At 65.8% G+C, this 12438-nt stretch carries 10 protein-coding genes; 8 read left to right on the top strand and 2 right to left on the bottom strand.

Features of this window, described 5'->3' with window-relative positions; all coding sequences use genetic code 11:
• Positions 1 to 53: 53 nt before the first annotated feature.
• Both A5732_RS00450 and A5732_RS26790 read right to left on the bottom strand, forming a co-directional pair.
• A complete protein-coding gene (locus tag A5732_RS00450) occupies positions 54 to 1712 on the bottom strand; it encodes an NAD-dependent malic enzyme (RefSeq protein WP_076099994.1) in 1659 nt (552 codons plus the stop codon).
• An 834-nt stretch (positions 1713 to 2546) separates the two neighbouring features.
• Complete coding sequence (locus A5732_RS26790; protein ID WP_142254605.1) at positions 2547 to 2735, bottom strand: hypothetical protein; 189 nt, start codon at positions 2733 to 2735, stop codon at positions 2547 to 2549.
• On the opposite strand from A5732_RS26790, the gene A5732_RS00445 reads away from it, so the two are divergent.
• The 8 genes from A5732_RS00445 (at position 2722) to A5732_RS00405 (ending at position 12414) form a co-directional block, all read left to right on the top strand.
• Positions 2722 to 4113: a condensation domain-containing protein gene (locus tag A5732_RS00445; protein ID WP_076099919.1), complete on the top strand. Its 1392-nt coding sequence runs from the start codon at positions 2722 to 2724 to the stop codon at positions 4111 to 4113. The two genes, A5732_RS26790 and A5732_RS00445, sit on opposite strands and share 14 nt — an antisense overlap.
• Positions 4114 to 4149: 36 nt before the next feature.
• A complete protein-coding gene (locus tag A5732_RS00440) occupies positions 4150 to 5796 on the top strand; it encodes an ABC transporter permease (RefSeq protein WP_076099917.1) in 1647 nt (548 codons plus the stop codon).
• Complete coding sequence (locus tag A5732_RS00435) at positions 5796 to 7139, top strand: hypothetical protein (RefSeq protein WP_076099915.1); 1344 nt, start codon at positions 5796 to 5798, stop codon at positions 7137 to 7139. The genes A5732_RS00440 and A5732_RS00435 overlap by 1 nt, the downstream gene beginning before the upstream one ends.
• Positions 7139 to 8386 (top strand): hypothetical protein, encoded by a 1248-nt coding sequence (locus A5732_RS00430; RefSeq protein WP_076099913.1) that lies wholly within the window; start codon positions 7139 to 7141, stop codon positions 8384 to 8386. The genes A5732_RS00435 and A5732_RS00430 overlap by 1 nt, the downstream gene beginning before the upstream one ends.
• A gap of 867 nt (positions 8387 to 9253) precedes the next feature.
• Complete coding sequence (locus tag A5732_RS00420; RefSeq protein WP_076099911.1) at positions 9254 to 10627, top strand: PPE family protein; 1374 nt, start codon at positions 9254 to 9256, stop codon at positions 10625 to 10627.
• Between the two features lie 122 nt (positions 10628 to 10749).
• Complete coding sequence (locus tag A5732_RS00415; protein ID WP_253188968.1) at positions 10750 to 11013, top strand: hypothetical protein; 264 nt, start codon at positions 10750 to 10752, stop codon at positions 11011 to 11013.
• A 117-nt stretch (positions 11014 to 11130) separates the two neighbouring features.
• Positions 11131 to 11616: a hemerythrin domain-containing protein gene (locus tag A5732_RS00410; RefSeq protein ID WP_076099907.1), complete on the top strand. Its 486-nt coding sequence runs from the start codon at positions 11131 to 11133 to the stop codon at positions 11614 to 11616.
• A gap of 144 nt (positions 11617 to 11760) precedes the next feature.
• The gene (locus A5732_RS00405) at positions 11761 to 12414 is read left to right on the top strand and encodes a GAP family protein (protein WP_076099905.1); all 654 of its coding nucleotides are present in this window, start codon (positions 11761 to 11763) and stop codon (positions 12412 to 12414) included.
• Positions 12415 to 12438: the final 24 nt, after the last annotated feature.

Genomic DNA, 12438 nt, shown 5'->3' with positions numbered 1-12438 from the left:
CAGTCGAAGCGATTGCCCGGAGGAGATCTCAAGCGGCTACGGTCCGCCGTCGTTCACCGGGTCGCGGACTTGGGGTATTCGGGGAGCCAGCGCACCTGCATGATGCGTTCGGTGAGTTCAGCGTCGCTGCGCGTCGGGGCGACGCCATCCGCGACAGCCTGCACGGCGACGGCGTGCGCGATCCGCACCGCGATATCGGGCACGTCCGACCATGCGGGCAGCAGCGGCTGGTCGGGGTCGGCGAGGGCCGGCGATGCCTCGCCCAAGGTTTCGGCGGCGACCCGCATCATCTCGTCGGTGACCCGCGTCGCCTGAGCCGCCGTCACCGCCAGTCCCATCGCGGGGAAGATATAGACGTTATTGCATTGAGCCACCGGGCGTTCCACGCCGTTTCGGTGTAGCGGCGCGAACGGTGAACCGGTGGCGATCAGGGCGCGCCCGTCGGTCCACTGGTCCAACTCCGCGGGGTGCGCCTCGGCGCGGCTCGTCGGGTTGGAGAGCGGGAAGATGATCGGTCGCTCGGTCTTGCCGGCGAGCTCGCGCACGATGCTCTCGGTGAAGGCACCCGCCGCGGTCGACAGGCCGAGCAGCACACCCGCGTCGACATGGTGGACGACGTCGGCGAGCTGGGCGGGCCCGGAAAGACCCCATTTCGCGACGCGGCCGGCCGGCTGGGCGAATCCGCGCTGTGCGTCGGACAGGTCGGTGCGGTCATCGGTGAGCAGGCCGACCACGTCGACAACCCAAATGCGCTGCGAGGCCTCCTGTTCGGACAAGCCTTCGGTCATCATTTGCCGGCGAATCATGTCGAGCACTCCGATACCGGCCGAGCCGGCGCCGAGCATGACGACCTCTTGCTGCGAGAGCGGGCGGCCGGCGACTTTGGCGGCGCCGTGCAGCGCTCCCACGGTGACCGCGGCCGTCCCCTGGATGTCGTCGTTGAAGGTGAGGAGCTTGTCGCGGTAGCGGGCCAGGATCGGCAGCGCATGCGTCGTGGCGAAGTCCTCCCACTGCAGCAGCACGTTGGGCAGATGCTTGCGCACCGCGGCGACGAACTTGTCGATGAATGCGTAGTAATCGTCGTCGTCGATGCGCCGGTGCCGCCAGCCCAGGTATTGCGGATCGTCGAGAAGTTCGCTGTTGTCGGTACCCACGTCGAGCACGATCGGAAGGGTGCGCGCGGGATCGATCCCGCCGATCAGGGTGTAGAGGGAGAGCTTTCCGATCGGGATACCCATCCCGCCGATGCCCTGATCCCCCAGGCCGAGGATGCGCTGCCCGTCGGTCACCACGATCACATCGACGTCGCGTTGCGGCCGGTTGTCCAGCACCTCGTCCAGACAGTCACCCTCGGCGTAGGAAACGAACAATCCTCGCGGCCGCCGGTAGATCTCACTGAAACGCTCGCAGGCCTCGCCCACGGTGGGGGTGTAGACGATCGGCAGCGCCTCGGGGATGTGGTCGCGCAACACCCGGTAGAACAGTGTTTCGTTGCGGTCCTGCAATGCCCGCAGATAGATGTGTTTGTCGAGATCGTCGCGCCGAGTGGTGAATTCGTGCCAGCAGTGCGCGGCTTGTTGCTCCAGGGTCTTCACCGTCGTCGGCAGCAGACCCAAGAGCCCCAACCGCCGGCGCTCGGATTCGGTGAAGGCGGTGCCTTTGGTGGTCACCGCATCGAACAGTCTGGCCGTACCGCGGAGCTCATCGGGCATCGTCAGCATCCGTTCTTGCGAAGGTTCACGGTGACCAGAAAGGACGGGTTGTCCCGACCATCATCGACCATCGGAGGGCGCTTTGTCTGCGTCACCGCCGTCGGGGTGCGCCGGCTCGGGGGCGACGCCGCCTCGGGCAACTTGAGATCGACGGCCAGGCGGTGCGTCCTGCAGGTTGCCGGGGCGGTCTCCGCTCACCGTGGAGAGAACAGACGCCGAACAGCTGCCTTCGCCGCTTATCCATTTGGCGCACAGAGATTTCCACGGCGCTGGGAATTCGACCTCGCGGTCACGCGCGCTGCGCCTACGTGACGAGGTTCACTATGGTGGCTCAACCGGATCACAGTTTGCTGTCCGTGCGCAGCACGGCACCGAACTGGTGCGCCCGAGCTGGCATTAGCAGCGCCGTAGGACCCAGTGCCGCGGCCCTTTTGGGAATCGATTGGCCGTTTGCCCGGATCATCGGCGCGAGGAATCTTTCGCTGACACTATTCCAATACGGCCATACATCACGATATGGTAACCGAGGCGCGCCGTTTGGGCAGGCCCACCAGCATCTGGCGAGGTCTCCCGGACATAGCGCTGGCTCCGTGGGTGGGAATCGACAGGTTGGGTCATCTCGTCGAGATAAATGCTTGTTTGACTGTTAGTTCCGAGTTAACAATGCGCGAATTAAATGACCCTGCGTGGTCGGCTACCTCACACGAGCACACATTCGATTGACAGAACTTTCCGTGCGATAGCTCAGGCCCGAAAGGGGAATGTCATGATTGCGCCGCGGGATCGCCGGCGAGTCATTTATTTGCGCGGCTTGCCAACACGTGAACCGTCAACTCAAACCCCAACCAGCTCAATCATCGGCGTGCATTGCCCGCCGCGGCACGCCGCAAGCGACTTGCCGGAGGTGCGGAACTGGACCGCTTCGGCAACCGACTTACTCAGCAATTCATGCGCGGTGCCGTTATGGTCATCCGAACCGGCGTCGCAGCTGACGGACGAAAGGTAGCGCATGTTCTTGGGCACGGTTGAGGACTGGACGGCGGAGGGCACCGTCGTATCCTGGTACCCCACGGCCGCCACCTATCGGCGCGCCGCCGAAGCGCGGCACCACCCCGCCCCAGTGAGCTATCAACAGGCGCAGCATCTCCGCTATTACCGACGCCAGGTCAGCCGCGGCCGTGATATCCCCCGGTTGTGCATCGGGGCCTGGGAAATCAGCGGCATCTGCGATATCGATGCGATGACCCAAGCCGTGAACAGTCACCTGCGGCGACACGACACCTACCACGACCGCTTTGGCTTCGGGGACAACGACGAGATCCTTCGCTATGTCATTCCCGAGCCGGAGGCCATCACCCTGGCGCCAAGGGATCTCGGGCGGATGGCGCCGAACCAGATCCGCAAACTGCTTCTCGATACGCCCGACCCGCTGCAGTGGGACTGCTTTACCTTCGGCATCGTTCAGGCCCAAGACCGGTTCACCATCTATATCGCCGTCGACCACTTGCGCGCCGATGGCATGTCGGCGGGGGTCATCTTCCTCGACATCCAGACGATGTACTTCGCCGCGCTGCAGAGGGCGGAAAACCCGCTGCCGCCCGCTCCGAGCCATCGCGAATACAGCGCGAATCAGCACGCGTACACCAGGGGCCTGAACGAGGAGTCGCCCGAGATCCAATCGTGGCGGGCCTTTCTCGCGGCGAATAGTGGGGCACTCCCGAAATTCCCGCTGGAACTGGGTGAGTCGAACGCGGACACACCGGGAGCCATCGACGTATTCGACCTGATCGATGACGACCAGGGCCGACGGTTCGAAGCGGCGTGCCGTGCGGCGGGTGCGCGTTTCAGCGGCGGCGTGTTCGCCTGCGCCGCGCTGACCGAACACCGGTTGACCGGCGCCGCAACGTATTTCGGGCTCACACCATTCGACAACCGGCGAGAGCCCGCATATGCCACCGCGGTCGGCTGGCTGGCCAGTTTCGTCCCGTTGGTGATTCCGACCGCCGGTGCGTCATTCGATGAGGTGGTCAGCGCCGCCCAGGCATCTTTTGACGGCAACACCGCCCTGGGCGCCGTGCCCTACTACCACCTGCTCGAATCGACCGACGCGTCGTCGAACCCCATCGAGGTCCCCGACCGTCCGGTCCCGATGCTGTCCTACATCGACATCCGCAAGTTGCCGTTCGGCGATTACTTCGACGGCCTGCGCGCCGGCGTGTGGGGCGACAACCGGCTGTCGGAGACGGTGTGCATGTGGGTCAATCGCATGCATGACAAGACGCAGTTGGTGGTCGCCTACCCGGGCACCGACGTCGCCCGCAGGTCCGTCCTGCGCTACGTCGAGACGATGCGTGCCGAGTTCACCCGGGTATGCGACTCCGGACTACGTATCGATGTGTGATGTAGTTCCCGTCGTGCTGTCGCCGGAGTTCGCGGTATGAGTGCCCTGGTGGCACTCACCTTGCGGACGGTGTCAGCCTCTCGGCGCGACGCCGACCTACTTTTCGCGGCGCTGGCACCGGTGGGCTGTTTCCTGGGGTTCACGCTGGTCCTCGGCGGCCTCATCCACACCGGCGCAATGAGCTATCCGCAGTATGTCGTTCCAGTGGTCATCGTGCAGGCGATGCTGTTCGGGGCAATGACCACGGCCGACCGCGCCGCACGAGACCGGTTGTCCGGCTTCGGTTCCCGCCTTCGCACCCTGCCGGTTTCCGCGGCGGTGCCGCTGGGCGCACGGATGCTCTATTGCCTGATACGCGCGATCATCGCGGTGGTCGCGGCCGTCGCGGTCGGATGGTTGTTCGACTTCCGGATGGAAGGCGGCCCGGGCGACACGGTTCTGTTCATGGTCATCGTGGTGGCGTTCGCGATGGCGGTCTGTCTCGGTGCGGATGCACTGGGCTCCCGGGTCGGCTCCGTCGAATCGTCGAGCCAATTACTGCTTCTCCCCCAACTGGTCCTGGTCTTGCTGTCCACCGGAATCGCTCCGGCGGAATCCTTTCCGGCATGGCTCGGACCGTTCATTCGCAACCAACCGGTATCTCAGGTCACCGAGACGCTCCGCGGCCTTGCCACCGGTCACCTCACCGCACGGGATCTGACGGTGACATTGACGTGGTGTCTTGGCTTGCTCGCACTTTTCGGCGTTCTCGCGGTGCGCATGCAGCGACGCGTCAGCGCGGGAAGCCCGGGCGCGCCTCTGATCGTTCGCAGGGCACGTCGAGACGAGTTGGGGGCTCGCGATGCCTGCACAGATCGGACCCAGGTGGCCGTTAGCGCCGCCGCACGGCACGAGATCCCTTGCGCTACACCGCTGACTGCCTTCGTCAGTCAAACCGCTTCGGAGGCCGGGCGGCTGCTGCGGCGCTGGCGCCGCGATCCGATTGTCGCGGTGCAAGCGCTATTGTTTCCGACCTTTCTCCTCATCATCTACAAGCTGCTGGTTGGCAAATCCGTCCTGGCCGCCACCGGACACGACAGCCTGTACGGGCTGGTCCCGATGTGCGCGGTGGTCGGCGCCGTGTTCGGAACCCTCGGTGCCGGTCTGGCTCTGCCGTCCGAGCGCGAGTCCGGTGTACTCACCAGGCTGTGGGTGCAGCCGGTACATCGGGCCAGCACCGTGGCGGGGCGACTGGTCGCTGAGGCGGCCCGGACCACCACGTCCGCCCTTGTGCTCACCGTCTTCGGGATCGCTTTGGGTCTGCGATTCAACTACGGCTGGATCGCAATGCTGGCTTTCGTCCTGATGCCCGTAGCGGTTTCGGCCGGCATGGCGACATTGGTCATCGCCATCGCTGCGCGCGCGGACGGCAAGGCGATGGTGACCTGGCTAGGTGCCGGGTGCGTGGTGCTGCTGTTCCTCAACACCGGTGTTGCGCCCGCCGAGGTGTTTCCGGGCTGGCTGCAACCGGTGGTGCGATTTTCGCCCATTTCCCCGACGATCGAGGCGATGCGCGCGCTCGCGGAGGGCGGTCCGGTGCTGTCGCCGCTGTGGCAGACGGGCCTGTGGGGCGGCGTTCTGGTCGCGGTGTTCGCGCCGGTGGCGGTGCGCGGGTATCGCGCCGCGGCCGAGGCGGGGTGCTAGTGGCGAGGCTGGCCCTGCTGGACCAGGCCGCCTTCCTGCGGCTGCGCGCCACCGGCCAAGGCAGCACCGTGCAGTCCACGTGGATCTACGACCGCGACGTGAACATCAACGAATTACGCGCCTTCAACGACAATCTCGGTGCCGGCCTGCTCGGACGCCGGATCGAGCGCTCGCCGCTGCCGTTCGGGCGCCATCGCTGGGTGCTCGACAGCCGCTCGCCCGAAATCGCGTGGGAACCGCGGCGACCGCGCGGTGAGATTGGTGCGTGGCTGGAACGACGCGCGAAGGTGGGCGTCGATCCCGAGCACGGCCCGACGTTTCATCTCGGCGTGCTGCCGCTGGACGACGGCGGTGCGGCGGTCACGCTGGTGGCGTCGCACTGCGTGGTCGACGGCCTCGGGCTGGTATTGGCCGTCGCCGACGCGGTCAAGGGAGAACGCCGCAATCTTGGCTATGCACCGCCGCATTCACGCGGGCGAGGCCGCGCGGTGTGGGACGACGTGGCCGATGCCGTTCGTGCCCTGCCGGCGGCGATCCGCGCGCTCATCGCGACCCTGCTGATTTTGCTCAGGGTCTCGTCCGATCAGCGGGGTCAGTCGCAGGCGCGGCGGCCCTCGGGGCCCGCTCCGCTCGACGACGACCCGAACACCTCGCCGTCGGTGACGATCCAAACCGACGCCGCGGCCTGGGAGGCGCGAGCGCGCGCCCTCAACGGAAGCGGCAACGCACTTTTCGTCGCGTTCGCCGCTCGCCTGGCTCACCGGATGGGCAGGGTGCTGCCCGACGGGAACTCCGTGACGGTGGTGCTTCCGGTCAGCGACCGCACCCCCGACGACGACCGCGCCAACGCGCTGACCTCTATCACGCTGAGCGTGGACGGCGCCGCGGTGGCTGACGACTTGAGCGCCGTGCGCGCCGACGTCAAGAGATCGCTGACGGCCCTGGAGCGAGAGCCCAACGAGATGCTCGCCGGACTGCCGCTCGTTCCGTTCACGCCACGCTGGCTGGTGCGGCGCGCCGAAGGCATCGCCATGTCGTCCGGCCAGCTTCCGGTGGGGTGTTCCAACCTCGGGAGCCTTGACAGCGCCGTCGGCCGCATCGATGGCGCGGATGCGACCGAGGTCTCCATGCGGCTGGCCGAGCAGGGCATCACCCAGGCCCGCATCGAGCAGGCCCAGGGTCAATTGTTCTGTGGCACAGGCACCGTCAACGGCAGCCGCTTTCTCACCATCGTGGCGTATCGGAGCGGCGCCGACAGCGGCACAGCCACGCGCGAGCTCGCGTGTGCCGCGCTGGCCGACCTGCAGCTGTCCGCCACCACCGTGTATGAGGGCCGGATCTGATGGTGGACTTGGTCGTTAAGACGGACCCACCTACCCGGAACCGCCTTGTGGGTATCGGCGCCGCGATCGCGGTGTGGACTGCACTCGTGCTGTGGTGCGCGATCAAGGTCGTTCCGCTCGACGTGTACTGGATGTCGTATTACGCCGCCGACTACACGCACGGTTTCGTCCGCCGCGGGCTCGCCGGTGAACTGGTTCGGTTGGTCCCGGGACACTACTTCGGGGCCACACTCGGTCTGCGCTGGCTGTCGACCGCGGTCTACCTGTGCGGCCTGGCCGCGATCGCGGGCGTGGTGCTCTTCAGCCGCCATCGATCTGAGCGCCGGCTGTTGGTTTCGATGGTGATTCCGTTGCTGCCCTTCGGTGTTCCGTTCGCGGCGTTCTCGGCCCGCCCCGACCTGTTCGGGGGCGCGGCCCTCGCCCTGTTCAGCTCGGCGTTGGTGTGCACACGTTCTCGTGCGGTGGCGACGGGTTGGTGCGCGGCTTACGGCGCCGTGATCGCGGTGCTGACGCTGATGCACGAGGCGATAGGGCTGCAGTTCGCTTTGGGCGCGGTGCTGGCGATCATCGTCCTCGGCGGTGCGCTGGAATCCTCTCGGCGCGTTGGCGCACTCGTGGCTGTCACGCCGGGGGTCATCAGCACGGCCGTGGTGGCGGTCTTCGGTCGTCACGACATCTCCTCTCGCCTGTGTGCGGCCGTGCCGCATCACCTGATGCCCAACCCCTTCGCGACGGTGACGTCACCGGAGACGCTGCTGCGCTTCGTGATCGATGGACGCTCCAGTCAGACCGACTATCACGACTGGGTGTGCCGCAACGTGATGCCGAACTATGACAACGGCATCGTGGCTGCCATCCGCACCGTCGGGCAAATCGGAGCACTTGGCCTCACGGTCTCGTTGATATTCGGCGCCGCTGCCGTCGCGGTGGCGCTGTGGGGACTCGGCGAGCTTTCCGGCGTACCGCTGCGTGCATTGGTCGAGGCGTTGCAGGGTCGGATGACCTGGGTTGCCGCGGGCCTGCTGTTGGTCGCACCGGTTTTCCTCACCGGCTACGACTGGACCCGCTGGGTGACGATCGTCGCGTTCGATATCGCGATCGTGTTCATTCTCTTCGCCGCACGTCGACCGGAGATCGAACAAGCGCCCACACCAAAAACCCTGCGGCGGTTCATTCTTCTCGTCATCGCATTCGCACTGATCCCGGTGGGCGCCGTTCCGGGTTTCGGCGGCCCGCTAATGGCCTGACCGGCGCCAAAGGCGTGGCTTGGTGGCAGGTGCGGCATCGCAGCTGGTAGCGTCAGTGCCACTGTGAGTTTCGGAGTTACAAAGCCTTCACGGTGGCCACGACGACAATCTGCGTCAGCCATCGTTGCTGTGCTGGCCCTCCTTGCAGTTGTCCTCGGTTGCCACGCTTTGCGAGCCGAGACGATCACCGGCACGGCGCAGCCGCAAGCGGTGGCATCGTCGACCAGCCCGGTTTCGGGCCCGACTCAGCTGAGTAACGACTCGGTTCGTGTCCGTCGTCTTGGCGTGGGGTCCACCGTGAACGATGACAAGGCCTTCAAAAGCGGCGGGCTAAAGCGTGATCGGCCAACCACTTTGGCACTTTCCACGCCACGCTCGCCCGGATCTGCGGCACCCCCGATGGTCGGGGTTATTCGGCCCCAGCAGCGGGTCGGTGTACCCGCCCGCTCGCCGGCATCAAGCTGCGTTGACCAGAATCTTCTGATTCGATTCTGCGTCGCCCGCTGCTGATCAAGCACGGCAGTTCCTCGGCGCGCACACACATCGCGGCAGGCTGAACCCTAGCCGCCGACGCGTTTCGCGTCCTTGGCGTCGGCCGCTTGTCGCGGCAGTCTGCATCGACGCGATCTTCGCTATCGAAGTCGAATTCGCCCGAAACCGGTGCGCCAGTTCCGCCGAATTCCAAGGTCAAGCCGCGAACCGTCGGCGTCGTAGTACACCGCGCCGCCGTTTGCGCGACGCTTGGGCAATTTTCAATCATTCACAACTTGCTTCAGCTGCTGACCAGATGTTGCGTGCGGCGCCACCCACGCCGATCCGGCGTCATCAAGGTCAGCCCAAACAGGCACCAAGAAATTAGGGATAGACATGGATTTTGGCGCACTACCACCGGAGATCAACTCCGGTCGAATGTATCTGGGGCCCGGGCCTTCGACCTTGCTGGCCGCCGCCGCGGGATGGGAGTCGCTGGCCGCCGAGCTGACAGACGCCGCCAGCGGTTACCAGGCCGTGATCGCGAGCCTCACCGACGAGTCCTGGTCGGGGCCGGCGTCGATGTCGATGGCGGCCGCGGTGATGCCTTACATAGCGTGGATGACGGCGACCGCCGAGCAATGTGGACAGGCGGCAATGCAGGCCACGGTCGCCGCAGCAGCCTTCGAAACCGCGTACGCGATGACGGTGCCGCCTCCGCTGGTCGCGGCCAACCGCACCCGGCTCCTGGCCTTGGTCCAGACCAACATCTTCGGGCAGAACACCCCGGCAATCATGGCGGCCGAGGCCGAGTACAGCGAAATGTGGGCTCAGGACGCCACCGCGATGTACAGCTATGCCGCCAATTCGGCGGCAGCGTCAACACTTTCGCCCATGGTGGCGCCATCGCAGTCGACCAATCCGGCCGGCCTCGCCGGCCACGTCGGCGCCGTCACCCACGTGGCAGCCCATTCCGCTACTAGCGCACAGTCAACCGCGACGCAATGGGCCTCCGCGGTGCCCCAGACCCTGCAAGGTATGTCGACCCCCGGCTCATCCTCGAGCGCCGGTCTGTCGCAGGCGGCGCTGGGCACCGGAGCCTCGCTGGGCTCGTCGGGAGCCTCCGCCCCACTGAGTGCCCTGTCGAGTCTGACCGGCGCCTCGGGCAAGGGTGCGACAAAGAGCGCGAGCACCGGTGCCGGCGCGGCCTCGGGACTGGCCTCGGCGCTCGCCGCCGCACCCGCAGCGGACGGAGCCACGGCCGGCCTGGCGTCCGAGGCGGCCGGGTACGGCGCCGACGGCGCCGGTCTGATCGCCGACGGCGGTGGAATCGGCATCGACCTCTACGGCCTCGATCTGGATTATCAGGGCTTGGCATTGGATGAGGCGGGCGCCGGTTCCATCCTGGGGGCCGAGGGCGCCCAGGGCATAGCAGGCATGGGAGGCGCGGGCACCGCGGCTGGCTTGGGAAACCTCGAGCCGTTGGCGGGACTGGGCCAGGGCGCCTCGGTGAGTGTGGGCCAAGCCAGTGCGTTGAGCACCCTGTCCGTGCCGCCGAGTTGGGCGGCGACGGTTTCGTCGGTCACCCCGCTGCAGGCTTTCCACGGCGGCGCGATGCCGGGCGGCTGGGCCGCCGCACCCGCGCCCTCACCCGGCGCCACGGTGTCCAAGCTGCCATTGGGAGGCATGGTCGGTCGCGAGTCCGAAGGTGCGGTTCAGCGCGTCGGCTTGCGCGTATCGCTGATTCCGCATTCGCCGGTGGCCGGATAGTGCACCAAATCAGTCACCACGTCGTCAAAGGCTGTACAAGGTCGTCGACCCAAAAGGAAACCGCAATGCCCATACCCGATCAACACCGGTCACGGCGGCGGCTGCTGCCTACGCGAAATCCGTTGACTTTCATCGCGATAACTGCAATATGTGCGGCTTTAATCGTGGTGAACGGCACTTTACTGGCGACGCCGGCGGGCGCCGATCCGAATCCGGGTGGCGGCAATACCAATCCCTTCGGCGGCCTCAGCTGCGGCTGCGCGCAGACCACCCCCGCCGACAGCCCGGCCCTGCGGCAACAGATCATCGGGGGAATACAGCAGGGGCTATCCGCCGGGCAGTGGGGACCCAACCTCGCTTCGTCGCCGGCCAAGCCGCCGCCCTGACCGACTGCTTCCTATCGACCGTCGGCACCGCCGAACCGCGTGCAAACTCCCGTGGTTAGGGCCGAAGCCGGCGAAGCCGAACCTACCCGATCTGCAGACTGATTAGAGGAGCACGTGATGCCCGACCGGGTGTTAACCGCCGAACTAATGCGGCAACACCGCGAAATAGGCGCTGAGATAGAATTTTTCATCGAGAAGCTCGATCGCGGCGACCGGCAGCCCGAGCTGTTGAGAGCGATGACGGATGCGCTGCGTCGGCACATCTACCTGGAAGAGATCTTCCTGTTCCCGCCGATTCGGAAGGCCGGGATAATGATGCCGATATTCGTGATGATGCGTGAACACGGTCAGCTGTGGCGGACAATGGAGAGCCTGACGCGGCTGCTTGCTGATGGAACAGGGGGCCCGCGGCTTGAGGACACTTGCGATCAGTTGCTGGGCCAGCTTCACGAGCACAACTTCAAAGAGGAGCCGGTCGTTTATCTGCACACCGACTACGAGTTGCCGGCGCCAACGAGCGCGCAGCTGACCCGGTTCGTCGTTACGGGCCGCATACCCGATGGATGGGTTTGCCAGCAGGCGGGCACGAAACGCATCCGGTAATAGGCCATTTGGGACTCCCCGCCACCTGAACGTGTTTGCGGCCATGCACGCATTATGTTCCAATCCAGAAGTGGCACGGTGCATTCCAGGCGTTAGGCCTCAACGGCCTGTGCGAGCGGGTTCGCCCACAATTCACAATCTGCCATGTTGATCACCCTGGTGGCGATGGCTTTCGTTGTGAGCCTCGAGCCGTTCCGGATCGGCATGACAGTCCTGATGCTGAACAGACCGAGGCCGATGCTGCAACTGCTCTCGTTTTTATGCGGCGGTTTCGCGATGGGAATGACCGTGGGACTGCTTGTCGTGTTCGTCTTTCGACGCACGCTGCTAGGTTCCACCTACTTCACGCTGCCCAGGGTCCAGATTCTGATCGGCGTGTTCGCGCTACTGGTCGCCGCAACACTCGTCGCGATGGACCGCACCCGGCGATTGGGCCCGCACCCGAAAATGCTGCCGACGCGGGTCCAACAATTGCTGAATGGGCGTTCGCTATGGATCGCGGGCATCGCCGGCCTCGGCATCGCGCTGCCGTCGGTGGACTATCTGGCCGCGCTGGCCGTTATCCTGGCCTCCGGCACTACGGCCATGACACAGGTCGGGGCGCTTCTGATATTCAATTTTGTCGCCTTCGCTCTCGTGGAGATTCCCCTCCTCTGCTACCTGCTTGCTCCCCAGACAACGCACGCATCGATGGTCGCGTTACACGACTGGATCAGATCGCGGCGTCGCATCGAGGTTGCCATCCTGCTGGGCGCGGTCGGCTGCGTCCTTCTCACGGTCGGGGGCGCAACCCTTTGAGATCCGTGCCGGACATGTTGTGCC

This window comes from Mycobacterium colombiense, from assembly GCF_001953985.1.
Classification (GTDB): domain Bacteria; phylum Actinomycetota; class Actinomycetes; order Mycobacteriales; family Mycobacteriaceae; genus Mycobacterium; species Mycobacterium colombiense_B.
The sequence above is the reverse complement of the archived record's forward strand: the minus strand, read 5'-3'. Positions and strand labels throughout refer to the sequence as shown.